The 26,439-nt window shown below is 55.4% G+C and carries 25 protein-coding genes; 1 reads left to right on the forward strand and 24 read right to left on the reverse strand.

Annotated features, from left to right (window positions below; translation table 11 throughout):
• Positions 1-12 precede the first annotated feature (12 nt).
• From recG to DPEP_RS00710, 5 genes are read right to left on the reverse strand one after another with little or no spacing between them, the layout of a single operon-like run.
• A complete protein-coding gene (gene recG / locus DPEP_RS00690) occupies positions 13-2,076 on the reverse strand; it encodes an ATP-dependent DNA helicase RecG (protein WP_005658708.1) in 2,064 nt (687 codons plus the stop codon).
• Complete coding sequence (locus DPEP_RS00695) at positions 2,073-2,546, reverse strand: DivIVA domain-containing protein (protein ID WP_005658709.1); 474 nt, start codon at positions 2,544-2,546, stop codon at positions 2,073-2,075. Before DPEP_RS00695 ends, recG begins: the two co-directional genes overlap by 4 nt.
• Positions 2,539-2,976 carry a cell division protein SepF gene (locus DPEP_RS00700; protein ID WP_005658711.1) on the reverse strand — a complete coding sequence of 146 codons (438 nt, stop codon included), beginning with the start codon at positions 2,974-2,976 and terminating at the stop codon, positions 2,539-2,541. Before DPEP_RS00700 ends, DPEP_RS00695 begins: the two co-directional genes overlap by 8 nt.
• A gap of 5 nt (positions 2,977-2,981) precedes the next feature.
• Positions 2,982-3,698 (reverse strand): YggS family pyridoxal phosphate-dependent enzyme, encoded by a 717-nt coding sequence (locus DPEP_RS00705; protein ID WP_005658712.1) that lies wholly within the window; start codon positions 3,696-3,698, stop codon positions 2,982-2,984.
• Complete coding sequence (locus DPEP_RS00710; RefSeq protein ID WP_005658713.1) at positions 3,692-4,612, reverse strand: efflux RND transporter periplasmic adaptor subunit; 921 nt, start codon at positions 4,610-4,612, stop codon at positions 3,692-3,694. The genes DPEP_RS00705 and DPEP_RS00710 overlap by 7 nt, the downstream gene beginning before the upstream one ends.
• Before the next feature lie 289 nt (positions 4,613-4,901).
• On the opposite strand from DPEP_RS00710, the gene DPEP_RS00715 reads away from it, so the two are divergent.
• Positions 4,902-7,019, forward strand: coding sequence for a glutamine synthetase III family protein (locus DPEP_RS00715; RefSeq protein ID WP_005658715.1), 2,118 nt, complete (start codon positions 4,902-4,904; stop codon positions 7,017-7,019).
• Positions 7,020-7,077: 58 nt separating this feature from the next.
• On the opposite strand, the gene DPEP_RS00720 is transcribed toward DPEP_RS00715, so the two are convergent.
• Genes DPEP_RS00720 through DPEP_RS00810 form a run of 19 tightly spaced genes read right to left on the reverse strand, consistent with a single transcriptional unit; the run spans position 7,078 to position 26,427 of the window.
• The gene (locus DPEP_RS00720; RefSeq protein ID WP_241760484.1) at positions 7,078-7,719 is read right to left on the reverse strand and encodes a response regulator; all 642 of its coding nucleotides are present in this window, start codon (positions 7,717-7,719) and stop codon (positions 7,078-7,080) included.
• Positions 7,720-7,743: 24 nt separating this feature from the next.
• A complete protein-coding gene (locus DPEP_RS00725) occupies positions 7,744-10,461 on the reverse strand; it encodes a sensor histidine kinase (RefSeq protein WP_005658719.1) in 2,718 nt (905 codons plus the stop codon).
• Complete coding sequence (locus tag DPEP_RS00730; protein ID WP_005658722.1) at positions 10,458-10,859, reverse strand: prepilin-type N-terminal cleavage/methylation domain-containing protein; 402 nt, start codon at positions 10,857-10,859, stop codon at positions 10,458-10,460. Before DPEP_RS00730 ends, DPEP_RS00725 begins: the two co-directional genes overlap by 4 nt.
• A gap of 4 nt (positions 10,860-10,863) precedes the next feature.
• Positions 10,864-11,283, reverse strand: coding sequence for a type II secretion system major pseudopilin GspG (gene gspG, locus DPEP_RS00735; RefSeq protein ID WP_005658724.1), 420 nt, complete (start codon positions 11,281-11,283; stop codon positions 10,864-10,866).
• 25 nt (positions 11,284-11,308) lie between these two features.
• Positions 11,309-12,460, reverse strand: a complete 1,152-nt coding sequence (locus tag DPEP_RS00740; protein ID WP_005658726.1) for a type II secretion system F family protein — start codon at positions 12,458-12,460, stop codon at positions 11,309-11,311.
• A 1-nt stretch (position 12,461) separates the two neighbouring features.
• Positions 12,462-13,964 carry a GspE/PulE family protein gene (locus DPEP_RS00745; protein WP_005658727.1) on the reverse strand — a complete coding sequence of 501 codons (1,503 nt, stop codon included), beginning with the start codon at positions 13,962-13,964 and terminating at the stop codon, positions 12,462-12,464.
• A complete protein-coding gene (gspD, locus tag DPEP_RS00750; protein ID WP_005658729.1) occupies positions 13,961-15,940 on the reverse strand; it encodes a type II secretion system secretin GspD in 1,980 nt (659 codons plus the stop codon). Before gspD ends, DPEP_RS00745 begins: the two co-directional genes overlap by 4 nt.
• A 13-nt stretch (positions 15,941-15,953) precedes the next feature.
• On the reverse strand, positions 15,954-16,289 hold the full coding sequence (locus tag DPEP_RS00755) for a prepilin-type N-terminal cleavage/methylation domain-containing protein (RefSeq protein ID WP_040382269.1): 336 nt from the start codon (positions 16,287-16,289) through the stop codon (positions 15,954-15,956).
• Positions 16,276-17,220 carry a type II secretion system protein GspC gene (gene gspC, locus DPEP_RS00760; protein ID WP_005658734.1) on the reverse strand — a complete coding sequence of 315 codons (945 nt, stop codon included), beginning with the start codon at positions 17,218-17,220 and terminating at the stop codon, positions 16,276-16,278. Before gspC ends, DPEP_RS00755 begins: the two co-directional genes overlap by 14 nt.
• Position 17,221: 1 nt before the next feature.
• Positions 17,222-17,824 (reverse strand): type II secretion system protein GspN, encoded by a 603-nt coding sequence (gene gspN, locus DPEP_RS00765; RefSeq protein WP_005658735.1) that lies wholly within the window; start codon positions 17,822-17,824, stop codon positions 17,222-17,224.
• Positions 17,821-18,300 (reverse strand): type II secretion system protein GspM, encoded by a 480-nt coding sequence (gene gspM, locus DPEP_RS00770; protein WP_005658737.1) that lies wholly within the window; start codon positions 18,298-18,300, stop codon positions 17,821-17,823. Before gspM ends, gspN begins: the two co-directional genes overlap by 4 nt.
• The gene (gene gspL / locus DPEP_RS00775; protein WP_005658738.1) at positions 18,297-19,460 is read right to left on the reverse strand and encodes a type II secretion system protein GspL; all 1,164 of its coding nucleotides are present in this window, start codon (positions 19,458-19,460) and stop codon (positions 18,297-18,299) included. Before gspL ends, gspM begins: the two co-directional genes overlap by 4 nt.
• Complete coding sequence (locus DPEP_RS00780; protein ID WP_005658740.1) at positions 19,460-20,386, reverse strand: type II secretion system minor pseudopilin; 927 nt, start codon at positions 20,384-20,386, stop codon at positions 19,460-19,462. Before DPEP_RS00780 ends, gspL begins: the two co-directional genes overlap by 1 nt.
• The gene (locus DPEP_RS00785; protein WP_005658742.1) at positions 20,355-20,960 is read right to left on the reverse strand and encodes a type IV pilin protein; all 606 of its coding nucleotides are present in this window, start codon (positions 20,958-20,960) and stop codon (positions 20,355-20,357) included. The genes DPEP_RS00780 and DPEP_RS00785 overlap by 32 nt, the downstream gene beginning before the upstream one ends.
• Before the next feature lies 1 nt (position 20,961).
• Positions 20,962-22,719 carry an O-antigen ligase family protein gene (locus DPEP_RS00790; protein WP_005658743.1) on the reverse strand — a complete coding sequence of 586 codons (1,758 nt, stop codon included), beginning with the start codon at positions 22,717-22,719 and terminating at the stop codon, positions 20,962-20,964.
• Positions 22,716-23,660, reverse strand: coding sequence for a ParB/RepB/Spo0J family partition protein (locus tag DPEP_RS00795; protein WP_005658744.1), 945 nt, complete (start codon positions 23,658-23,660; stop codon positions 22,716-22,718). Before DPEP_RS00795 ends, DPEP_RS00790 begins: the two co-directional genes overlap by 4 nt.
• Before the next feature lie 12 nt (positions 23,661-23,672).
• Positions 23,673-25,028: a replicative DNA helicase gene (gene dnaB / locus DPEP_RS00800; protein ID WP_005658745.1), complete on the reverse strand. Its 1,356-nt coding sequence runs from the start codon at positions 25,026-25,028 to the stop codon at positions 23,673-23,675.
• 4 nt (positions 25,029-25,032) lie between these two features.
• Positions 25,033-25,479: a 50S ribosomal protein L9 gene (gene rplI, locus DPEP_RS00805; protein WP_005658746.1), complete on the reverse strand. Its 447-nt coding sequence runs from the start codon at positions 25,477-25,479 to the stop codon at positions 25,033-25,035.
• Between the two features lie 6 nt (positions 25,480-25,485).
• The gene (locus tag DPEP_RS00810; RefSeq protein ID WP_005658748.1) at positions 25,486-26,427 is read right to left on the reverse strand and encodes a YybS family protein; all 942 of its coding nucleotides are present in this window, start codon (positions 26,425-26,427) and stop codon (positions 25,486-25,488) included.
• Positions 26,428-26,439: the final 12 nt, after the last annotated feature.

Below are 26,439 nucleotides of genomic sequence, written 5' to 3' on the forward strand. Positions count from 1 at the left end.
TCACCTCCCGGATCAAGCGGTACCGGCAAGCTCCAGCTTCTCCCGGTACATCCTAAAGACCATCTCCTTCACTGCCGGAATCGAATCCAGGTTGGGGTCTCGCCCCACCATATCGATCGCGATCCGCCTAGCCAAAGTCAACAGATCCTCGTCCCTTATCAGATCGGCCACCTTGAAATCGGTGAGCCCGTGCTGTCTGGTCCCGCATATCTCGCCTGGACCTCTAATCGCCATGTCAGCCTCGGCCACCTCGAATCCATCGGAGCTGGAGCAGATGGCCTCTAGCCGTCTGTTGCCGTCCTGGGTTCCCGGCTTTCCCAGCAGGAAACACCAGGACTGTTCATCGCTTCGTCCGACCCTTCCTCTTAGCTGATGAAGCTGGGAGAGACCGAAACGCTCGGCTCCCTCTATGACCATAACAGTCGCCTCTGGAACGTCGACCCCGACCTCTATCACAGTGGTCGACGCCAGAAGAGGACTCTCTCCGGAGGCGAATTCCTCCATAACCGATCGTCGCTCCTCCATGGACATCCTGCCGTGAAGCATGGACACCCTTTCCGATCCGAAACGGCGAACCAGAAAGTCGAACCTCTCCTCCAGAGGACGGGCGTTCAGATGCTCGCTCTCCTCTATGAGGGGACAGACCCAGAAGATCCTCCTTCCTCTGTCCATCTCCGAGTCCAGAAAGCCGTAGAGATCGTCCACCTTATGATCCCCTATCCACCTGGTCTTGACCGGGATCCGTCCCTCCGGCATCGTCCTTATAACAGACACGGAAAGGTCTCCATACACCGACAGGGCCAGAGTGCGAGGGATAGGGGTGGCGGTCATGACCAAGACGTGGGGCATCTCACCCTTTCCTCCGAGAGCTCCCCTTTGAAGCACTCCGAAGCGATGCTGTTCGTCTATCACGATCAGACCGAGCCTGCGAAAGACCACGTCCTCCTGAATAACGGCGTGAGTACCTATGACCAGATCGATCGAGCCTTCGGCTATCTCCTTCAGAAGAGCTTTCCGTTCCTTGGCCGAAAGTCCACCTGTTAGCAGACCGACCTTGACTCCGTGAGGCTCCAGGAAGGACCTCAGCCTTATGGCGTGCTGCTGGGCCAATATCGAGGTCGGGACCATAAGAGCCGCCTGGGTCCCTCCGTCGACGGCCTGCATCATGGCCAAGGTGGCCACGGCGGTCTTACCGGATCCGACGTCCCCCTGAAGAAGACGGTTCATGGTGACATCCGAGGACATATCCCTACCTATCTCGGCCAGTACCCTGCTCTGATCCTCGGTGAGCTCGAACGGGAGGGAATGCTCGATCTTCCGTCTGAGAGGGCCTCCCAGAGGAAGTCTAGGAGCTCCTCGAAGCTCCCCTACGGATCTTCTACGAATGGCAAGGCCGACCTGAAGCATAAAGAGCTCGTCGAAAGCCAGACGACGTCGGGCTCTTTTCCAGCTCTCCGGAGAGACGGGGCAGTGCATCTCCCTTATGGCCGGACCGAGGGGCTCCAGGTCCAGATCCCTCAGGAGCGACTCCGGCATATGGTCCTCCAGTTCGGGCAGAACCTGATCGAGTAATCTATGTATAATCTTTCTCAGCCATCGATCTGAGAGGCCGGCGGTGAGGGAGTATACGGCGACGATTCCTCCGATCTGAACAGGAACCTCGTCCTCCCCGAGGATCTCGAACTCGGGGGCCACAAACTGAGCCATTCCGCCCTCTTTGGCGACCTTGCCGTAGAGTGCCAACCTGGTCCCCGAGGTCAACAGACGATCCAGTCCCTTGCGGTTGAACCATAGAGCGGATGCCAGGCCGTGGCCGTCGCTCACGATAGCTCTGGTCAGAGAGATCCTCTTTTTAACGGACAGACGGCTGTCGGTGGACACCACCGTGACGATGGAGGCCGCCACGGTATCGGCCTGAAGATCCTTCAAAGACACTATCCGTCGTCTATCCTCGTAGCGACGGGGGAAAAAAAAGAGCAGGTCCCCCAAAGTGCGAACTCCCAGCCTTTCCAGCCGGGACGCCTTGACGGGACCTACTCCGTTGAGATACCGGATGGAACTGTCCAAAACGGTCACGGAAAGGAGCCCTCCTCCTCTCTGTCCGATCCCTCGACAAGACTGCTGAAACGGGCCAGAAGAGACCTGAAATCGGCCAGAAACATCTCCTTGGTCTTACGAGCCTCGTCGCACTGTCGCAGGAGGTCGTCTTTCTTGCCTCTGGCCTCGTTAATGATGCCCTCGGCTCGGCTTCTCGCCTCCGCCACTATGGCATCGGCCTCCTTCCTGGCCGATCCGAGCCGTTCCTCCGAGCTTCTCTGAGCCATTAGCAGGGCCTCCTGAAGGGAATCCCTTAGAGTATCGTATTCTCCCATCTTTTCCTGAATCCTTCTGATCTCCTGCTCCAACTCGGCCTGACGTTCCGCCGAATACTGAAGGGTATCGGCGACCTGATCGAGAAAGTCCTCGACCTCGTCGGGATTATAGCCTCTTATGGTCCTGGAGAAGGAGACGTTCTCGACGTCCAGAACCGTTACGAGACTAGTCACAGTAATTCTCCTGCCTCTCCTCTCCGGCAACCCATTCCTCGCAGGCGGTCTTCACCGGTGTCGCGAGAAAACTGCTCCTGGATACTCTGAGCAGACTACCCTTGGAAGCCGTGATAACCTCGTTTATGGCGGTCAACAGATCGTTCCCCAGATCCAGGTCGACGCCCTGAAGGTCTATCAGTATCAGCCGTCCCTGCCTTAGAGCGGAGAGAAGATCGTCCTTCAATTCCAGACAGTCCGACCCTCTGCACAGGATGACCTCCGCCTTTGGAGGAAGAGGCCTCATGACCCTCTCGAGCCGTTCCTCCCTAGAGGTTTCAACCATCGGGGGGACCTTGTCAAGGCCGTTTTCCTTATGGGATGTGATTACTATATCATCGTCGTCGTAATCGTCGGTCATACCCAAAAGCTCGAAAAGCCGATTCAACATATCCTTTAATGCCTCCGTTCCCTCTCTCCGAAAATAGCCGAACCTACCCTCACGATGGTGCTTCCCTCTTCTATAGCCAGCTCGAAATCGCCGCTCATTCCCATGGAAAGTTCCGGCAGAGACCGTCCGAACTCCTTCGTCGCTTGATCTCTGAGCTCTCTCAGAACTCCGAAAGCCCTGCCTATACGGACTTGATCGTCGCAAAGAGGCCCCACGGTCATCAAGCCCACAGGGTTCAAATAACCGCAGGAAGAGAAAATCCCATCCAGAAGGTCCAGGGTCTCCTCCGGAGATATACCATGCTTGGATGCCTCTCCGGAGGTGTTCACCTCTATCATTATATCGTAAGGGGCCTTATCGAACTCCAGCGCCAGACGGTCCAGGGTCTCGGCCAGACGCAGGCTATCCACACTGTGGATCACGTCGAAAAGAGCCATCGCTTTTCTCGCCTTGTTTCTCTGTAGATGGCCTATCAGATGCCAGGGAATGGAGAGATCCTCCGGCCAATTCTCCATCTTCCCCTCCGCCTCCTGAACCCTGTTCTCGCCCAGGGCCCATAGCAAACCGGTCCTGGCGACGGGGAGAATCCTCTCGACCGGATGGGTCTTGGTGACCCCTAATAGACGAACCTCCTCCGGACGTCTGCCGGAGCGAAAGGCCGCCTCGGCCATACGGTCCAGAACCTCTCTAACTTGAACTTCACAATCAACAGGATCTACCACAATTTTATCCTCCCCTCTTGAGCGATCATTCCGTTCAATAATACAAGACTCCCGGGGTTTAATCCAGCCTCCACCATAAAACGACCTCCATCCACAGGGAACCCCTCGACCTCCCGGAAGGAGACCTTGTTCCCGTAGAGAACGAAAACTCCCCTTACCCCCTGACGTATCACCACCGCCGAATCGGGAACGGCCACCCCTCTACCCTCTCCTCCATTGACGAAAAGCCGGAGTTCCCTCCGGGCCACTACTTCCGCCGGGAAGAAGGGCAGATTGACGTAAAGCTTGACGGTATGGCCCATCCTCTGAGCAACCCGGACCTCCCCCCTGTAGGGCACTCCCAATGGATCCAGCCTGAACTCCACGGTCCCCCCGTCTATGTCGGAGCTGAGGGAATCGGTCAGAGGACAGTAGAACACGCACCGAAGAATCTGAGGTTGGGGTATCAGCTTGCCGATGACCCTGTCCCTCCTTATCTCCGAGAGATCCTGGAAAAAGAGGGTCCCCGGTGGCTCCGGCAAAGACGCCGACCCGGGCCAGATGGAAGAATATCTCCATTTGCCCTCGAGACCGTCCAGACCTGGAACGAAATATCCCTTGCGAGAAGAGTATATGGGAAAGCTCTTCCCGCCTCTCAAGACGGTTCCCACCAGATCCCCCTTCCCCACGACGGCGGGAGATGAGCCGTACCTGTATTGGATCGACCCTCTGACCCTCGAGGTAACCAGTTCCTCCCGCCATATCAAAACCGCTCTGACCGGGATATCGTCCCTGAAGAAAACAGTCCTGGCGTTCACTAGATCGGGAATAGACCCGGATGTATGCCACCACCAGGCCATATAAACCGAGACCACGGCGACCACGATAAAGGTCACGAACGATATGTAGGCGACGTGCAGTCCCTTGGATTTCATCGAAGCCCTCCTCGATCGCTTATGCACCGTCTATTTTACAACAGCACCGTTTTTTTTTTCTATCGAGCCTCATACTTTATCACGATAAAAAACGAAGATCGCCCCGATAAAACATGCCATCCTCGAAGACATCATGGCCAAAAACGACTAAATTACATGTATACGCATGTGATTCCACGTCAAAATCGCAAAAAACAGAAAAACCTCTTGCATAAAAAAGAAACGGATGGTATAAAGGGGCATCTTTTTTGCAAGACTCAGGAACTAAAGACGAGGAGGGGAAAGAAACATGGAGATATCCAGACCAAAGGAAATTTTCGGGATGAACGTATTCGACAGAAAGGCCATGAAGGAAGTTCTTCCGGACGAGATCTATCGCAAACTTGTGACTGCCATCGAGGGCGGACAGAAACTGGACATATCGGTGGCGGATTTCGTGGCCACCGCCATGAAGGAATGGGCGGTTTCCAAGGGAGCCACCCATTACACCCACTGGTTCCTTCCAAGAACCGAGACGACCGCCGAAAAGCACATGGCGTTTCTCACCACCGACGAATCGGGAGCCCCTATGGACTCGTTCAGCGGGATGGAGCTGGTCCGAAGCGAACCGGACGCCTCGTCCTTCCCCTCCGGAGGGATAAGGTCCACCTTCGAGGCCAGAGGATACAGCACATGGGACCCCTCCAGCCCGGCCTTCGTGGTGAGAAGCCCTAAAGGAGCGACTTTATGCATACCATCTGTCTTTATATCCTACGACGGAACCCCTCTGGACATGAAGACCCCTCTGTTGAAATCGATCGACGTGGTCCGGAATAGATCGATGCGTCTGCTCAAGCTCTTCGGCAACAGGAGCGTCAGATCCGTGGACGTCACCGTGGGAGGCGAGCAGGAATACTTCCTGGTGGACGAAGAGAAAGCCAAGAAGAGACCGGACATCATGAAATGCGGTCGAACCCTCATAGGGGCTCCCTCGCCCTTGGAGCAGACCGTAGAAGCCCACTACTTCGGCTCTATACACCCGAGGACCCTGGCCTACATGGAGGACGTCGAGAGGGACATGTACCGAATGGGACAGATCCTCAAGACCAGACACAACGAGGTCGCCCCCTGTCAGTTCGAGTTCGCCCCCGACATAGCCGAGGGAAATCTGGGATGCGACCAGAACCACATACTGATGGAGATAATGAAGAAGATGGCCATCAGACACGGCTTCAAGCTGATGCTCCACGAAAAGCCTTTCGCAGGCGTCAACGGAAGCGGCAAACACCTAAACTTCTCACTGAGGGACAGCGAGGGACGCAATCTGCTCAAGCCGTCCAGCAATCAGAGACGGAACATTCAGTTTCTGACCTTTCTGAGCGCCTTCCTGCTGGGAGTGTCCAAACACGGAGGGCTTCTGAGGGCAGCCATAGCCTCGCCGGGCAACATGCACCGTCTAGGTGGACACGAGGCCCCTCCGGCGATAATGAGCGTCTATCTGGGAGACCTGCTCACACAGATATTGGACAATATAGAAAAGGGCCTTCCGGACAAGATACCGTCCCGCTCGCTGATAGACCTGGGGCTCAACAGACTTCCGGCGGTAGTCGCGGACAATTCGGACAGAAACAGGACCTCTCCCATAGCCTTCACCGGCAACAAGTTCGAGTTCCGGGCGGTAGGCGCCCCTCAGGCCCTTGCGGGCCCTCTCACGGTTCTCCTGGCGGTGTGGAGCAAAGGGATCGAAGAGATGACGTCGATGATCGAACACAGGATATCGGAGGGCCGAATGGACGTCACCGACGCGGCATTGGAGGCGATACGTCACGGGGCGAAGGAGAGCAGGGCGGTCCGTTTCGAGGGCAACGCCTACGCTACCGAGTGGCAGAACGATGCGGTCAAAAGAGGGCTCACGGTGGCCAACACTACGCCGGAGGCCTTGGACCTGTACCTCATCCCGGAAAACCGATCTCTCTTCGCAGATCTGGGAATAATGTCCGAGAGAGAGGTGGAGGCCTATCACGAGATACGGACGGAGCAGTACGTCAACGCCATGGACGTCGAGATGGCGACTATGACCGCCATGATAAGGGAAGGGGTGCTTCCCGCCGTCACCAGACAGATATCGCTTGAATCGGAAGCCATGGGATCCCTTCCTGAAGAAATCCGCAAGGACATGGATCCCTGGAAGAAATCTCTGAAAGAGCTGGTGACGCTCAAGAACGGCCTTATAACTGGAATAAAGAACCTGGACGACCTGAGGCAGAGGGCCAATAACATGGACCTCTCCCAGAGGGCACAGGCCGTAACGGAGGAGGCCCTCCCTCAGATGGCTGCCATCAGGGGGATGAGCGACGCCGCAGAGCAACTGGTGGCCGGAGACATATGGCCATACCCCAGATACAGAGATCTGCTCACCATAGACTGAGAACCCTAAAATAAAAAGCGGTGTGCCCTCCAACAAAGAAGGCGCACCGCTTGATATCTCAAAGAAGCTCCGTATCGGTAAGTCCGCACCTTATGGCGTACTTGGTAAGGTCAGCCACGTTGTGCAGGTCCAGCTTATTCATCACGCTCTGCCGGTGATTCTCGACCGTCTTGGCACTCAGATTGAGAGACGAGGCGATCTCCCTGGTGCTTCTGCCCTCCGCAACGAGCTGGAGGATCTCCCATTCCCTGGGAGTGAGCTCCATCCTCTGATCCTCCTCGGCTATCAGATAATCCAACGAGGAAAGGTCCATCCCGAGACCTCTCTCTATGCTGGGACCGAGATAGGCCTCTCCTTCGACCACCGCCCTTATTGCACCGACCAGCTCGTCTGTGGCGCAATCCTTGAGCAGGAAGGCCCTGGCGCCGGCCCTGAACATTTCCACCACGAAATGCCTGTCCGAATGCATCGACAGGGCCACCACAGCCACGCCGAGCTTCCTCAGCCTTCTGGTGGCCTCGATACCTCCCATGCCGGGCATCACTATATCCATTACGGCCACATGGGGACGGAGCTCCTCCGCTATATCCACGGCGGCACGACCATCGGATACCTCGGCAACTATATCGATGTTTTTCTCCGCCTCCAGGAGCATCACCAATCCCTTACGGACGATCTGATGATCGTCCGCCACCATCACCCTTATCAAGAGACCCCTCCTCACTTACCTTACGGGCAGTTTTATGGTAGCCCTGGTTCCCTTTCCAGGAGAGGATCGACAGATAAGCTCTCCCCCCATCCCCGCCAATCTCTCCCTTATGCTGAGAAGACCGAAGGACAGATCCGCGGCGGATCGATCCAGATTTTCCGGATCGTAGCCCCGCCCCTCGTCGAGAACTGTGGCGACCACGAATTTCCCGTCCCTTTCAAGGCTTACGAAAGCTTCCGAGACTTCTGCGTGTTTGGCCACGTTTATCAAAAGCTCTCTGATAGACCTGTATAGAAGTCCTCTGGATCTCCTGTCCAGAAGGTCCGCCGAGCCATCGTCCTTCACGGAAACGGCTAGGCCTCTGTCCCTTCGAACTACGTCGCACATGCGCTCCAGCGCCGGGCCGAAACCTAACTCGTCGAGCAGGGGCGACCCCAGCTCGAAGGTCATGGCCCTGGTCTCAGATATGATCTGGTCTGCCAAAACAACGCACTGCTTCAGCCCCTCTCTCACCGAACCGGAGGCGTCCCTCATGGCCAGTCCCAGTCGGATTTTGACCGATGCCAGATTCTGTCCCACCACGTCGTGAAGATAAGCGGCCATCCTTTGTCTCTCCTGCTGCTCCACCTCGTCGAGGCGACCTATCAGCTTTCTAAGTTGTCTGGCGTAGTTCTTCTCCCTGGCTCTGGCCTCCAACCTTTCGGAGATATCCTTCATTACGATCAACAACACCGGAAGATTATCCTCGGAGAAAACGGTCAGGCTCATCTCGACAGGAAGGCTTGAACCATCGGGACGACGCAGATCTCCGGTCAGGCCGACAGGTCCTCTGCTGCAGCTCAACAGGGTCTCCACCTGACGGAGCGAGGGGGACGAAAAGATCTCCCCTAGAGAACGGCCTACCGGAGGTCTAACGTCACCTCCTATCATCTCGGAGGCAACCGGATTGGATAGATCCACCCGGAAAAGCTCGTCGACTCCCTTTCGGCAGAGAAGAACGCCGTCTCCTATGGCGTTTAGGATTTTTCTGTAACGGTCTTCCCTTTCCTCCAGAAGCCTTCGAGCGATGTTTCTAACCTCGGTAAGTTCCATCCCGGCCACTATGGTTCCCTTTATTCCGCCGTTTTCGTCCTTATAGGGAACCACGTTTACCGAGAAAACCCTCCTGTTGCCTTTTTCGTCAGAAAAGGACAGTTCCTCGCCGTATATCCCGTAGCCCTGTCGAACGACTCTCCGTGCCATACGGCGCAGAGCTCCGTCGTTTGCCGATAGGATCTTTCCGGTACGATTGAATCTCTTGACCTCTCCGTTAAGACCGGTCATACATATCGGAACGGGAGCCCCTTCCAATATGGCATTCAGGGCGTCTTTTCTTCGGGCAAGCTCCCTTTGAAGAGAGTACAGAGAGGTGATGTCTCTGCCTACCGCCTGTATCTCCAGACCAGTCGATCCGACTCCCGAAACGGGAACACAGCTCCATCTTATCCACCTCTCCGATCCATCCGGGGAATTGATCGATTGGGTCCACTCTCCCTGGCGACTCTCTCCTCGATCAAGTCCGTCCAAAAGAGATTGGAGTCCCAGTCTCTCGGTGCCTTTAAGTCTGTTTGCCAAAGAGGAACCTATCAGTTTTTCCCTAGATAATCCCCAGAATCGACAACAGGCCTGGTTAACGAAGGTGATGGTCCAATCGGAGCGGAAACGTATCAGAGGATCTGTCTGGGCCTCCAGTACCGCCGCATACCGCCTCTCCCCTTCGGTAAGGATGCCCCAGACCTTGCGATAGGAAGATACGAAAAGCAGGCTCAGTATCACCAGAGTCACCCCGAGAAAGACTGTCAGAGGAAGCCTGCGTCTAAAGTGAAAGACCACGTTGAGATGGGCCGGGTCGGGAGACACGTGAACCAACACGAGCTTCTGTCCACCTATTCTGGCGCTGTGCCAGGCCAGTACCCTCAAACCCTCTCCAGAAAGCTGCTCCAGAGACTCACCGGACGATCTGTTGAGCACGTCCCTGGTCATAAGCCTCAGGTCCGCCTTCCTGCCATGTAGATCGCCGAACACGCTGTGTCCCACGGTCTCAGTGTCGCTGGACAGCACCACGTCGCCCAGAGGACTCAATATATAGGAGCTACCTCCCATCTTGAGATCGTAGACGACGTGTCCAAGAAGCCTGTCCAGGTCCAGCGTCACGACCATGGCTCCGTAAGCTATACGTCCCTGTCTTAAGGGATACACTATGCCCATCATCCTGAGACCGGGAGATATGGAAAAAGGAGGAATCCAATTCCCCCTCCCTCTCTCCATATAACGGCTCAGAAACAGCTTTCCCCAATGCAGAGACTGCTCGAAGATGGTGCGGTTTTCCGATCCGTACATCCACTGATCGTCGTCGTAGGTAACCACGGAGATATCCAGTATCTGTGGAAAAGAGATCAACTCCAGAGACTGTATCTCCCTGAGGGAGTCTCTGTCGAAGTCGGAGGAGATGAACGAGGAGGAAACGTATCTCGACACCGTCGAAAAATGCCGGACCATGTCGTTCAACCTGTCCGAGGTGGCCCGGGCGGCAAGGGTCAGCTGCTCCGATCTCCTGAGCAGCCCCTCTTCCCTGGATTTTGACACCTCGGATCTATCGAGAAAGAACATACCTCCGAGATATACGACCATACAGAATATCACGCCGACCATATAGGCTCCCCATTCGGACAGAGCCATCCTGGAGAACTTCATCGAGGGGCCTCGTAAGCCCTTCCTGTCACGGCTATCAGAAAAGATTCCTCTCCCTTTGCTCCCTTTAAGGTCAGTCTGCCCGGGGAACATGACCCGTCCCTGTAGAACAGGATCCTCTCGGGAACCACCCTCCAGCTTCCGTCGGGCAGTTCCGATCGAAGATCGATAGGTTCCAGAGAACCGTCTAAGACTACCGGTGAACCGTCCTCGACGGTCAAGATCAGAGGCCCTCTATCCATGGCCTCCGATCGAGCATCAGAAAGGTAACGGTTGAGCGATATCAGTCCATCCGGCTCCCTGGGAGCTATCCTGGAGACCACCAGAGTCGCCATGATGCCGATCAGAACGACGACGAACATCACCTCTAAAAGGGTGAATCCCCGGCGACCGCTGGTCATGACTTCATTCCCAGTTGGTTATGTCCTTGCCGTCCCCTTCGCCGCCTTCCTCCCCGTCGGGGCCGCAGGAAAACAAGTCGAACTCGCCGTGATCCCCGGGCTTGCGATAGACGTATTCCTTACCCCAGGGGTCGACCGGAACCTTCTTGAGATAGCCGCCCTCCTTCCACCTCTTGGGCTCCGGGGACGTGGTGGGCTTCTCCACCAAAGACTCCAGTCCCTGTTCCGTGGTGGGATACATGCCGCTGTCCAGCTTGTACATGTCCAAGGCCTGTTCTATCTCGCGGATCTGAACAAGAGCGGCGGTCCGCTTGGCTTCCTCGCCTCGGCCGACGACTCTAGGAGCCACCAAGGCGGCCAACATTCCTATGATGACCACGACGACGAGAACCTCGACCAACGTGAAACCACTTCGTCTTTTCACAGCAATTCCTCCTTAAAAGATTCTGCTAACGAACGAAACTGGATATATCGAAGATAGGCAACAATATGGCTACCACGACGAAGCCCACGACGAGTCCCAAAAACAACACCATGACAGGCTCTATCAGGTTCGCCATACGATCCATGCTGGCTCTGGCCCTATCCCATCTGGTCTGGGCTATCTGTTCCAAAGCTCCGGCCAGATCGCCTCCTATCTCGCCTATTCTGACGAAATACACCAGGTCTTCGTCGAAAGTACCGTCCTTCTCCAGGGCCTTCTCGAAACGGAGTCCTCCTTTGACCTGATCGGCTATGGCCATCCAGCGATCCTTTCTGGGATCCAGAACGGCGCTCATCCTCAGCGCCTGGACCAGAGGAATGCCCGAACGGAGCAGCGATCCCAGATTGGAACATACGAGGGATACTATTATGTTATTTCTTATCCCCCTGAAGAAGGGCATTTTTATCTTCAATCTGCCCGACTTCACAAGGATGAAGAGGACCAAAACGGCCAGGAGCATAGGAAACCCCATGGCCTGAAAAGCACGGGAAAGCCCCATCAGTATCCTGGTTGGAATGGGAAGGGCCCTGCCCATGTCCGAAAAGAGAACCGCCACCTTGGGAACCACGTAGGTCATCAGAAAAGCCACGACCCCTAACCCTACCACCATCATTATAGCCGGATAGGTCATGGCGGTCTGGAGTCTTCTTCTGAGGGAGGCCTGCATGGAAAAAAGCCCCACCGCCTGGGTCAGAACCTCGTCAAGGGTGCCCCCTCTCTCGCCGGACTCTACCATGCTGCACAGGTTTTCGTCGAAACATCCGGCATCCCTCAGGGAGGAGGAAAGCCTCCGTCCCCCCTCCACCGCCTGTCTAAGCGATCCGTACAGCAACCCGAGCCTCTTGCCTCCCTGTTTCTCCAGCAATTTCAGGGCCTCGGACAGGGGAAGACCGGCCTTGAGATATGTAGAGAGGGACCGACAGAAGGTCTCGTGATCGTCCAGAGACAGCGACCGAACCGTAGATTTCCTCTTAGATCCGCTGTCCTCGGACATATCAACCACGACAAGTCCCTGAACCGCCAGGCTTTCCGCCGCCTGCTGGGTTCCCGGAGCCTCTATACGACCTTTTTTGAGACTGCCCTTTGAGTCGTAGGCGCTGTAGCGATAGGTAGGCATGTCACACCTCTCCGGCCACTCGGATCAACTCTTCCGGCGAAGTGGCCCCTTTCTCCACAAGAGAGAGGCCGATCTCCCAGAGAGTACGAAATCCCTGAGGCTCGGCCAGGGCCCTCATCTCGGCGGCTGGGGCATTCCTCGCTATGGCCTCTCTCAGATCGTCGTCTATGATCAGCTGTTCGTATATGCCAACTCGACCTCTGTAGCCAGTGCCGGAACAGTCAGGGCAGCCGGTTGGTCCCCAGGCTTTTTTGACGCCGTTTTTGGCCAGTATGGAGGGAACAGGAACCTCCTGTCTACAGTGGGGGCAGAGACGGCGTACCAGCCTCTGAGCCACTACCCCTACCAGTGATCCGGCCACCAGATAGGGCTCTACCCCCATGTCGGCCAGACGGGCGACGGCGCTTATGGAATCGTTGGTATGAAGGGTCGACAGGACCAGATGTCCGGTAAGGGACGCCTGAACACCTATGTGGGCCGTGTCGAAATCCCTCATCTCACCTATCATGACTATATCCGGGTCCTGCCTGAGAATGGATCTCAGAGCGGAGGCAAAGGTCATGCCGGCCTTTTCGTTCACCTGTATCTGGGCCACCCCCGGAAGGTCGTACTCCACCGGATCCTCGACTGTTATGACGTTAACCGACGGCTTGGCCAGTTCCTGAAGGATGGCGTAGAGGCTAGTGGACTTACCGGAACCGGTGGGACCGGTGAACAATATCATCCCATAGGGGCTGGATATTATTCTCTCCATGAGTCCCAGTTCCCTCTCATCCATGCCCAGATCCCTCAGAGTAAGGGCTCCGCCTCCCTTATCCAGGAGCCTAAGGGCCATCCTCTCACCGTGCTGGGTGGGAACCGAGTTCACTCGGACATCCACCGCTCTTCCTCCCACCGTTATACCTATGCGGCCATCCTGGGGTGCCATGTGCTCCGCAATGTCCATCCTGGCCATTACCTTTATCCTGCTGACCAGGGGAGCCTGGTGGCTTCTGGGCAATTTCAGCCTATCCCGAAGGACACCGTCCACCCTAAAGCGAATTATAACCGAATCCTCGTAGGACTCGACGTGGATGTCGGTGGCCCTCTGTTTCATTGCATCGGCGAAGAGACCGTTCACCAAGCGAATGACAGGGACGTCAACCGAGTCGCTGAGGACGTCCTCCCTGGCGAGGGCATCCACGTCGTCTATGCCCTCCATGTCCCGGACCGCGTCGTCGGCGGCCCCGCTGCGCAGATCGTACAGCTGGTTTATACGCTCCGATATAGCCGCTGGATCGTGGATCTCTACGTCCACGACCGCCCCGAGAGCGTATCCCAAAGCCTGAGCCCTGTCGTAACGGTCCAGAGATGGCACAGCCACCACCAGCAGATCCTCCTCCTTTCTTATGGGGAGGATTCCGTCGGAACGAAGACCGTCCAGACTGACAGAGCCAGGGAGCATCTCCGCTATGATCGAAACTTCAGGGAGGTTCCTCGACTTGGAATGGGTTGAATCGATCATTTCTGCTTCTTCACCGCTTCCCGGTACATCTCCTGGAAACGCCGGTTGAGCCGGATCTCCGCCTCGCTCAGGCCGAGGTCAGTATCGGAGGCGGCAACCGCCTTGCTGGCCTCCGTGGCCGCTTCGGGAGTCTCAAGTATGTAGGGGGTTAGAAAAACCATAAGCTCTATCTTTTCCCTCTGGTTGGTCGAGCTCTTGAACAGCTCTCCCACCAGGGGAATGTAGGAGAGTATGGGAACCCTCTGTTTGAGGCTCTTCTCCGTCTCCTTGAGAAGGCCCCCCAAAATTATAGTCTCGCCGTTTCTGACCTGGACGGAGGTCTTTACCTCCCTCTTAGCAGTGACAGGGGTCGTGCTGGTCATGGCGCTGAGCACCTCCTCGGTGCTCTGCTCTATGTCCAGAGCCACCAGGTTTCCGCTCCTTATGTGAGGGGTTATCTTTAGCTTCAACCCCGTGTCCTTGTAGTCATAGCTGTTCTGAACCGAGCTCGGGTTGGATATGTCCGAGGTCGAGGCCTTCATCTGAGGTATGGTCTGTCCAACCATGAGGGAGCTCTCCTTGTTGTCGGTACACATAAGCCTGGGCATGGAGAGTATGTTCATGGCGTCGTACTTCTTCAAGAGCTGGACATAGGCATAAATCAGAGAATTCCCTTCGTAAACTGTCGTTTTTTCTCTATAGGGTTCGCCTGTCTCCGGAGTAATCCACTCGTATGTTTCCTTTTTGCTCAGATCCTGGAACCAGTCCACGAAGGTGGAGGGTACTCCTGTGGAGCCCCCAAGAGCGGCGTTGGCGGCGAATACGGTGCTTCCCGACACCTGGCCTCCCCAGGTGGCCCAGTCTATCCCGGCGTTCTTGAGGTTGGTGAGGTTGACCTCCGCTATAAGCCCACGGACCATGACCTGTTTCGGCTGTATGTCCAGCTGTTTTATTATGTCTATAAGGCCGGCGTACTGCTGTTCCTGAACGGCGAAGATAAGGCTATTAGTGGGTATGTCCGGAACCACAGTGGTTGGCATGGCCCCTTCCTTGCCGGGCTGAAGCCTTGCCGCCACCCCCAGTATCTGGCTGAGCTGTTTGGCCACCTCCTGAGCGTCGGCATTTTTGAGCCTGTAGACGTGGAACTCCCCCGACACGGGGGGGACGTCCAGCCTCTTAACTATCTTTTTAGCCGACTCCAGTGCGGAGCTGTCTCCAACCAGAAGGAGGGTTCGGCTGGACGAATCGGACAGGGCGGTGAGCCCTCTGAAAGGGCCAGTCGGGTCCTTGGCGAGGTTGGCCAGATGCTGGGCCAGCAGATCCGGGTTGGCCTCCTTCACCGGCACGGCAGAGATCCTCCTTATACCGTCCGGGACGTCCAGAGCCCTCAGAAGGTTGACCACCCTCTGCACGTCCGCAGCGGGGCCGGTCAGAAGCAACCCGTTGCCCTCGTCCAGAGGAATGACCATCACGGTCTTTCCCGCAGCAGGCTGAACCGCCTTCTGGGCGAACCCGGGGGACACGAAGTCCAGCGGCACCACCTGGTTCACCACCTGTTCGCCGTAACCGGGACCGATTCTGCTCCTGACAGCCCTGTTCTCCAGGGTGGTTCCTCCCTTAAGCACCTTGTAGTAGTCTCCCATGTCCTCCAGGGAAAGCCCGTTCATCTCCAGTGTCGTAAGCATGATCTTATAGGCCTCGGCAAGTGAGACAGACCGGGGAGACATGACCGTTATTGTGCCCTTGACGTTGGGAGCTATTATTATGTTTTTCTGTAAAAGTTCGGACATAAAGCGTATGAACTTCACCACATCCAAATCGGTGAAGTTAAACTGGACCGATCCGGACTCTCTCATGGCCTTTGCAGCCTCGATCAGGTTCTGTTCGTTCTGTTCGTCTTTATCCTGGGCAAGGAGAGGTTCCGGAAAGACCGCAGGGTAAAGGACACAACCTAAGCATATGGCAAGGATAAAAGCGACGTACGTTTTTCGAATCACCGTGTCTCCTCCTCTAGGGGATATAAAAGCTCATGGTCCGTCCGTCGAGCTCGACGTCGAGTTTCCGGTAGTTGATCCGCCACAGTCCATCCATCAGAGGATAGGAGTATCCGCTGGTGTCCCACTCCATCCCGTCCTCCTCGCCGTTGTCCGACAGCTTCCCGGACAACAGGTCCGCCTCCAACGCCTGGATCCTGTCAAGGAACCTCGATTCCCCTCTAACCGAGTCGAGGGCTTTCGTTGCTGTTATGGAAAGCTTGAGGGATCCTGCCGCCACCAGTCCCAAGACCGCCACGGCGACTATAACCTCCAACAAAGTAAATCCTTTTTTCTTTCTATCTGACGACATAGTTTAACATAATTTCCTCGTCGCCCCGTCCCACGGCTACCTCGAAACGGGATCCGCCCATCAGAGAGTTTATGGCGTTCGCCACGTCGCCCATGTTCCTTATGACCACCCCGTTGACGCTCTTCACCACGTCGCCCTTCTGAACTCCGAGTTCTTTCAGAACGCTACCGTCCATTATATTGGCGACCTCTATTCCCGTAGGCTTGCCGTCCACGAATTTAGGTATCAGCCTTACCCTCTTGAGCTCGTTGAATGGATTCATGAGAAGCGAGTCGACCAGTTCTCTAGCCACGACTCCCTCGCTGCCGTCGGTCGCGGCCTGTACCTTGGCTCCCGAGTTGGAAAACACCGGCTCGTTCGCAGGAGGAACCTCTACCCGACTCTCCGAGCGAGCGCTCTTACCCTCGTCCTTATAGGATATATAGACCTCGTAGTTGACGTTGTCCTTGACCAAGACGACGCTGTAGGGGTAGACCTCCTTCAGCAAAAAACCTCCGTAGGCCTGTCCTTTCAGCACCAAGGATACGTTTTTCTCCCGATCCAGCCAGGCCGCCACGTCAGGAAGAGATCCTATGACCTTTATGCCGTCGACGCTGAATACCCTTTCTTCCTCAGGGGCTAGATCTCGAGAGGTCGTAACGACGGCGACCTCCGGTCTGGCCGGAACCCCGAAAGGAGAGACGTCCACCAGAGAACGAAGCTCTCTGGCCATTTCGACCCCTCCGTCCTCTTCGGGACCTATGGTCCCTCCGTCCAAAATCGCCATGGAGGCCCTGGCCTGGACCAACAGGGGGGCCATGCGCCTCTCGACCTCCATTCCGATGAGAGAGCTCAGGGCTATGCCGGTAAGCAACATTCCGATAATCGGAAGGACCCGGCCGAAAAAGGACAGAGACGAGGTCATCAATCCGGTTTTTCCGAAAAACGACACGTCATTTTCCTCCCTTTCTCTTTAGAATCCAATCTCCCTCTCCATTTCTCGAGAGAGGCATAAACCTGGATGCCATGGATAGAGCTCCGTCAAGATCGGCGGGGGTCTTCAATGTCACATCCGCCTCTACGATCCTGCCTTTATTCGGAGATATGGATAGAGATCCCGACGCTTTTATGTCACCAGCCATCTCTATTTCAGCGATCGTAATCCTCCCCTGGCCGTAGGAGACCTCAAGAGATCCCCCTATCCTTCTGCCCCGATCGCCCGGCAGGGAGACGGCCCCTCCGATCAGCTCTATTGAGGCGGTCGGTTTACCCAAGATAATCGATCTCAGCGGCATCGGGCGAACCTTCACCGTCTCGAAGGTAGCTCCACCGCCGAAACCCTCCATCTCCACCCTATCGACGACGAAGACCGGCACGACGCCTTCATCGTCGAATCGAGAGGCCTGTAGGAATATCCCCGATCGGGAAAGCTCTCTGGAGGCCTCTAGAAACGCCAACTCTCCAAGATCTTCCCATGGAAGAAAGAGCCTCAGGCCTATGATCAGGCCGAAGGATAAAATGAGCAAAGCGGCGAGTACTGATCTTATTCTCCTCATCTCGCCACCGTCACCACCAGGTTCATGGACAGGAGCCTGACTCCGTCCTCAGGGACCGCTCGAAGCTCCGCCGAGTCAACTACTAGACCTCTTTTTCCCAGTTCCAGGATGAAATTCAAGGCGTTTTCGGAGTAAAGTCTTCCGAGCTGAACGCTGAGTCCTCTGCTCAAAGACGATATCTGCACCAGGTTTTCCTTCAGTCCCATGTTGTCCACCAGGGAGGAGACCACCACTATGGGGTCGTCGGAAAGAGGGGCTCTCTCCTCTCTCCCGGGAAGGGATCTGTATTTCTTTATCACCAACATCAGATCCTCGAATCGACGTTGCTGAAGCCGGGAACGAGATTCCAGATCGGACATGCCGCTCCAGACGGACCATGCCACCACCCATACAACGAGGGCTATGGCCAAAAGGGAGAGGGGTTTCAACACCTCTCTGGGAACTCCGGGAATATCCGGCAGTTCGGGAAATTTCATAGGGAGGACCACCTCACTTCCAAGGAATAACGCAGTCCTCCGCCGGGGACCTGCTGAATATCTCCGAGCTTGACCGTACCATCGTTGTTGATCTTGAGATTTTTCTGAAAGGCCTGAACCGACGATACTTCCTCCGCGGTTCCGATAAGCTCCATACCGTCGGAGGTGTAGCGAAGGGTATCCACCGAGATGCGGCCCCCTCCCATCTCCGGATCTGTCCAGGACCTAACTATGAGACGCAGACCGTCCTCAAGGCTCCGGGTATCGGGACTATCCGTTAGTTCTGCCAGTTTTCCCCTGGCCTGGCTCAATGGATCCCTCACCTTCCCGGGACCAAAGGCATCGGTGTAGACTGCCTCCGCTCTGGCCCTGATAGTATCCACCTTTTTCCTCTCGACCAGTCCCCCTAGAAAGCCGGCCCCAAGAAAGACGCACCCAGCCAGGAGGAACCAGCAGGAAAACCCTCCTACGGCCTTAGCCAGGGTCTCTAGAACTATGGCGCTATCCAAGACCTTCCGGGAAAGAGAATAGCTACCGAGGGATGGAAAGGCGGTCAGGGTTTCTCTTGCCTTTACGGCGAGCCTCTCTCCGTCCTCGGAGACGTCTACTACGACCGAATCGGACGGGTCGAAGTCGAATTTTCCGCCGTAGTCGAGAAGCCACCTAAGCTCCTGATCGACGGAGCGTCGAGATCTGGACTGCCATCTGTACAGCACTGGAACGCCGTCGACGAAAAGGGCGGAGGAAATCCCCTCTTCGTCCAAGCATAAGACGGCTCCGTTTCCCCCTAACTCCGCCGCCATAGCGAAAGGGAGAGGCCATATGGTGGAACGACCGAGTCCGGAAATGCCATCCTCTACGGCTGCCCTTTCCTCCGACGGCAGTATAAGGGCCGAACCGCTGAACCTTCGATCTTCCCTACGGTGGACTACGGGAAATATCTCGACCTCTCTGTTTCCGGATATGGAGGAATACTGTATCTTGAGGGCCTCTCTAATGGCGGACACTGAGCCAAAAGGGAAATCGAAGGTCCTGACAGACAGGGTCCTGTAGGGAACGAGGACCAGACGGCCTCCCTTTCTGAACCTATTGCCGGACGACCCTCCGATGTTGGAGATTCTATCCCTTCCATATACGTAGACCTCTCCGATCTCCTTCATCAAAGTTCCTCCCAGTATAGGACAGATTTTTTAGTGACCACGATATTGTAGGATCGTTCCCGATCGGCCTCCAGAGACGATACGTAGACCGATACGGAAAAATAATCGCTCGTGGTTCCCAAGGCGTTGGACAGCTTGGGCCCCAGAGAGTTGGAGAAGGCTGGCATCTTGGCCAGCTCCGAAAGCTTCTTGAAAGGAGTCTTGTCCCTTCTGGCAACGATCTCTCTTGCCGTAACCTCGTCTATGCCCTCGAGAAGGGCGAGTACTTTTTCCGAAGCTGTGTTGACGTTTATCTTACTTCCGCACCACCGAGTAAGGAGGTCCTTCAAACCCGGTCTCTCGTCGTTTCCTACCAACCTGTCGAGCTTTATCTCCGGGAAAAGCGTGAAGGCCCCCGGATCTCCAGGTATCCTGTTCGGAAAAAAGGAGCGTTCATATCCTCCCACCCGGGGGGTCCTGTCCGAGTCCATGAAATCCAGAGTCGGAGCCGCAAGCCCGGGGAGCTCGACCTCCTCCCAGACCTTATTCCAGGGAATCTCCATCTCCCCCCTAAGGGTAGTTCCGTCCGGAAGGAATATGTTTGCCAGAGGAAGCTTATCGTTCAGGGGCAATATGGTCACAGATACGAGATAGCTATCCCCTATGGGAATGAGGTGTTCTCCGAACCAACGCTCGTGTACGCTATCGTAGCCGTTTCTATCCGAGGCCAATCCTCTTATGACGTTTTTTACCGCCAGTAGAACTATGTTGCGACACTCGATCTCGAACCTTCTTCGATCGACCCGTCGAACCTGATCTCTGACAAACCAGCCATATCCAACCGCAGCGGACATGAGGAACATCGACACCATAAGGACCGACAGAAGTATAAAACCCCTTCTTTTCGACCTTCCTCTAAAGGGCGGGGAACCAGTCGACGATCTCATGGGAACGGCCTCCTCGATCCAGTTTTATTCGGATTGCGATCGGAATTCCACCGGCATACTTGCCGGACCAGTTGTCCTTGCCCATGTAGACCTCCACACGGAAGGAATCGACCGAGGGTAGGACAAGCGCGGCCCGATCCATCGGCATGGACGATTTCAGATCCAGGTCTTTTACCGCCCTTCCGGGAAAGGTCCATCGGTACAGCCCAGGCAGGACAGACCCGGTCTCCAGGGTGTTCTCCCTCACCAGCCCATATACGACCACACCGGGGACCATAGTATTCCGTATCAGGCTGGCCGATTCGACTGCAAGTACATCGTCGGCCTTGCCTCCGAACAGGTCCCTCTTCCTCAGTGCCATATAGGTCTGTTTAGGGAGCACCAGCACCGATCGGATATCGCGACATATGAGCCTAAATACGTCCTGAACGGCCGATTCCTCTCCTACGTCGGATTGAGCGGCTCTCATGTTGCCCACTATGTGGACCATCGGAGCCACGGCGCAGGTGGCGATAACCCCTACCAACGCCAGGACAACCAGAATTTCTATGAAAGTAAAACCCTTACGGTTCATTTCATTCTTTTCTTATCGAGTAGGTACCGGGCTTCAGATAGGTAACCAGGTACCTCAGGAGATCCTGTTTCTTGAGCTTGCCCGCCCAGTCCAGAAGCCGCCTTAGATCTTCGGCGGTAGGCTGCTGTCTGAAGGCGGCCAGAAGTCTGTTCAACCCCTCGGCCAATGCCTCCGGGTCCTTAGCCGCCTCTCCATAGGCTATGTAGTGATAGGCGAGCTGACGTTCAGCGACATCTCTGACCATAAGGGCACCATAAGCCTTTTCCATTAACCTTCTTTGAATGGGAGCGGACTTACTGGATACCGCTTTTCTCAGAGTTACGTCTCCGACCAATCCCTGTCCGAGGTAAACCAAGCCCCAAAGGGACACGGAGGCCATAATAACTCCCAGTGCCCTGTAACCTCTCGGGTTGCCCAGAAAACGAATCTTTCCGACGGCTATCTCCGCCAGAACCTCTCTGTTCGCCAGAGCGAAGGCCAGAGGCATCCATAGGGAATTCTCTATCCTGTGGAAGGGTCTCGTCCAAAGTGCGTCGAACCATATGAGAAACAGAAAGGCGGCGCTCCACAAAACCGAATCGGGGAAGGGGGAGCCCCTATGTCTGTGAAGATATAGAAAAAAGGAAACGATCCACCATAATGCCAGCCCTATGAGTATTACAAAGCCCAACAAGCCGGATTCACAGTACCACTGGAGATATTCGTTATGAGCCCAGTTGGTATATTGCCATTTCATGTCTGGATAGAGAGAAAAAGCCTCTCTCTGAGCCTCGAGGTAATTCCACTTGAACTGCCCCAGCCCCATTCCCTTGACAGGCTCCTCCATCGCCATGGCCCAAGAGGTTTTCCATATTCCGTCTCGGCCTCCGACGGTGTCGGCGTTTTTAACCAGATCGACGCTCTTGGCTATGAGAGATCCGGAACGTCCCTGGTTCAGAAACACCGATGCAGCCAGCACCGCCACTATCAATATAGCCGACAGGCTCAGACGACGGAGCCTGGCTCTATCCCTTCCCAGTGCTATCATCAGGGCCAGCAGGAATATTCCTACCATCAGAGAGAGGATGGCCGATCGACTGGTGCTATTCCAGAGTCCCCACAGCAATATGGGCAGAAAGATCAGGTTGGTAGCGGCGAAAAACCGCCCCCAACCTTCGGTCTCTCTGAGACCATGACGAAGATATAGAAAGATGGACCCCAGAGCGGTAATGGCCAGCCAAAGACCCAACATGTTCTGCTGCCCGGTGTTGCCGATGTAGTTTCCCGGGGTCGGAAGTATCAGCTTAAGCGGAGCGAATAGGTTCACGTTGTTGGCGACCTGCAGCTCCGCGAAGAAAACGTTGATCGTACCGTTTAAGGACGCCAACCAGAGGATCGGCCTGAGCCAGCTTTCCCTGAACAGATTTAGACAGAGGACGTAGAACCCCCAGAGGGATGCGAAGAAAAACCACTCTCTGTAAAAAGTCGGAATCGATTTTATAGGAGCCCATATGGGCTGAACCGTAACGTATATCAAAAGAGCGAACCATATCCAGCCGAAGAGGTCCACCCTGAAGCCGGTTCTCTCCGATCCTCTCCATGCCACCACGACCCCGGTCAGTATGGCCATGATCGCCACCGGAACCAAGGCTATGGTCCATTTCATTATATGAAGGGTCTGAAAAAAGAAGACTCCCGAGTATATAAGGTTGGGCAAAGCAAGAGAAATGGCGGCGGAGACGAGAAAAACTACGTCTAGTGTTCTGGATCGTTCCATCATATCTCTTCGTCCTCCATGAGAAGCTGTTTTTTAAGGTCGACGATTATCTCGACCACCAGCTCGCTCTGAGCCAGTTCCCGAACCTTCCATACGACGGGAATCCCTTTTTTCCTCTGTTTCTCCACAAGATCCGCCAGTTGATGTAATAATTCTCCCGTCGGGCCTTCAGGACCGTTGAAGGATAGGGCCTTTTTTTTCGAGTTTCGACGGCGTATCGAGTCCTCGTCCAATCTACCTTCATCGGTCTCGTCAACAGTTTCGAGAAAGCCTTCCCCGACATCTCCGATTTCGACCTCCACGTGGGGCTCGTCACTCAAAGACGTTTTGGGTTCAAGGGGTTTGCCTTCCTTGAGGTCGTTTACCAGTTCCTCGACCTCCTTAGAGGTCAGCTCCCGATCGATGACTTTTTTGGCCGCGGCTATCTGAAGCGCCGGAGGAAGGCGGAGAAGAGCCCTTGCGGAACGCTCTCCCAGCAACCCCTCCATGACCATTTTCTGCACCGGCTCCTCCAGTTTCAAAAGCCTGAGCTTGTTTGCCACCGACGCCTGCGATCTGCCAAGCCTCCTGGCCAGTTCGGACTGCCCCCACCCGGTCCTGTCCAGTATGTCTTTAAGGCTCCCGGCCTCTTCGATGGAGGAGAGGTCCTTTCTGTGAATGTTCTCGACGAGCGCCATTATCTGCTGGTCCGCCGAATCGACCTCTAGGACTATGGCGGAGACCGCCTCGAGTCCCGCTACGAGGCAGGCTCGAAGTCGCCGCTCTCCCGCTATCAGCTCGAAAAAGTCACCGCTGGGCCTCACCACCAGTGGCTGTATCAGGCCGACCTCTCCTATGGATTCGGCTAACTCCAGTATATCGTCCTCGTCGAAGTGTTTTCTCGGCTGATAGGGGTTAGCACGGATACGGGATAGCTCTATCTCCGCCAGTCTGCTGTCCTTCAAGACAATCGCCTCCTAGAATCCGTCGATGGAACTCTTGCTCTCGAAACGGGTATGTTGTTTCATAAACATCAAATGGATCACTCCGGTAGGTCCGTTACGATGCTTTGCTATATCCAGTATGGCGCTATCGTCCTGCTGATCCTGGGGGACATCCTTGGCATAATAGGCTTCCCTGTAGAGAAGGGCCACTAGGTCGGCGTCCTGCTCTATGGCTCCGCTGTCCCTAAGATCCGACAGCTGGGGACGTTTGTCGTTTCGGCTCTCTACTGCCCTGGAAAGCTGCGAGAGGGACAGCACCGGAACCTCCAGCTCCCTGGCGATGGCCTTAAGTCCCCTGGAAATCTCAGCGACCTCCTGCTGTTTGCTGTCTATCTTCCTGGACATGCTCATCAATTGAAGATAGTCCACCACTATAAGCCCCAATGACGCATACTGGGCCTTGAAACGGCGGCATCTGGCCCTCATCTCCGTGGTGGTCAGCATGGAGCTGTCGTCTATGTACATCGGCGCCTTGGTCAGGCGACCGGCGGCGGTGGTCAGTTTCTCCCAGTCCTCTCTGGCGAAGTTGCCCGTACGAAGGTCCTGTATGTTGACCCGAGCCTCCGATCCCAACAGCCTTTGAACCAGCTGGTCCGCCCCCATCTCTAGACTGAACACGAGGACCGGCAGATTCGACTTGACCGCCACGTTCCTGGCCAGATTTAAAGCCAGAGCTGTCTTCCCCATGGAGGGCCTTGCCGCCAGAATATTGAGACTCCCGGGCTGAAGCCCTCCGGTAAGCCGGTCAAGGTCGTCGAATCCGGTCATTACTCCCGTTACCGTCTGTTCGGAACGGTAGAACTGCTCCTCTATCTGATGGAAGGTCGGACCTATAACGTCGGCGACCTTCTTGAAGTTGGACTCGTTCCTATGACGGGAGACCTCGAAGATGGCTCTCTCCGCCTCCTCCAGAAGCTCGTCGATCTCCCGGTCCTCCGAATATCCCATTCTGGCTATGGACGTGCCGGTAGAGATAAGGCGGCGAAGCACCGCCTTATCTCTGACTATTTTGGCATGGTATTCGGCGTTGGCAGCGGTGGGAACGCTGTCCATGACCGCCACGATAAAGGCCTGACCTCCCAGACTTTCGGACAATCCTCTGCGAGAGAGCTCTTCGAGAAAGGTCAGAGAGTCCACCGGACGGTCCTGATGGACCATGTCGGTCAAAACGTCGAAAGCGACCTGATAATTCTTGTCCCTGAAGTCCTCCGGCGAGAGTATCTCCGATATCTGGATGAGGACATCTTTATCCATAAGACAGGATCCGATGACCGCCCTCTCTGCCTCCAGGTTCTGAGGCGGAACTCTATCGTATATAGACGGACTCACAGAGTCACTGGGCCTCCACCTTTAGAGTCATGGAAGCCTCGACTCCCTGATAAAGTTTTACGGTAAAAGGATAACTTCCCAGAGACTTTACCGCATCGGCCATTTTGATGTTTTTCTTGTCCACCAAGATCCCGAACTGCTTCGATATTCCGTCGGCTATCTGGGCGGTGGTCACGCTGCCGAATAGACGACCTCCTTCTCCGGTCGTCACGGCCAGTGTTACCTGTCGATCCTGAAGGTGTTTTCTCTGTTCCTCCGCCTCGGATCTAGCCTGCTGATCCTTTCTCTTGGACGATTCTCTCTTTTCCTCGAGCTTTTTAAGGTTCGCTCCGTCGGCCTCGACGGCCAGCTTTCGTGGAAAAAGGAAATTCCTTCCGTAACCGTCGGAGACCTCGACTATCTCGTTTTTTCTACCAAGCTTTTTCACGTCTTCCAGCAATATAACCTTCAATTAAGGTCACCTCCTGTATCTTTTTCTCAGATCTATCCAAATATCCAACAGACCGGCGATAACCGCTACCTGGGATAGCAAGGGAATCAGTACTGCCAGTGCCAACAAGGCGTATCTCCATCCCTTTCCCACTCCTCGAAAGTCCATGTAGTCCCATCCGACTGCCATTCCCTGGATCATGAACAACATGCTCACCAACAATCTCAGGTTCAACCCGACCCTCGACAGAAGAGGGTCCTTCATCGACGATTCGAACACCAACAACAACACGGAGAGGGCGAAGGCCCAGAATAGACTTTTGGGAAAACGCCAGCTTCCAAAAGGTGGAACCGGAGGCAAGGAGCCTCCTCCTATCCTGAGAAGTATCCTGCGGGACACGACGTAGCTGAGAAGGCAGTCCAGCGCGCTGGCCATGGTTATCATAGCGGGAAACATCAGAGGAATGGCCTTCAAAGTCATCTCCATCTGTGTCTTTACCCCCTCTATGGACTCGACGTCCCCTCCTCCATAGAGCGAGAACACCTTCGTCATAGTAGCCCTGAGCTGCTCCACATCGGGGTCGAAGGGGTTGACCCCGGTTATCCAGGTAAGGACGGACATGAGGATCAGTTTGCTCACCAGAGAAAGGACGATGCCGTAGAGCATTATATCGACCGCCTTGTCGAAGCGAGCAGCCAGAATTCCGAGTCCTACTCCCAGTATCCCGAATCCCAGAAAGAAGGAGATTGAGGATATCGGTCCTCCCAGTAAACCGACGATGGCGGTGGCCACGCAAAGGGCCAGAGCCGCCCTCTGGGGACGGTGTCTTAATCCCAACACGACGAGAGGGGCGGGACATAGCAAGGACAGGACGATCCCAGCTACCGGTATGAACCGAGCAGCCAGGAACAGGACCACCGCCAACCCCGTCAAGAGGGAGGATTCCACCAGGCTTTTGGTTCCGTTCATGAGCTTCTTCCT

This window comes from Dethiosulfovibrio peptidovorans DSM 11002 (assembly GCF_000172975.1).
Classification (GTDB): Bacteria; Synergistota; Synergistia; order Synergistales; family Dethiosulfovibrionaceae; genus Dethiosulfovibrio; species Dethiosulfovibrio peptidovorans.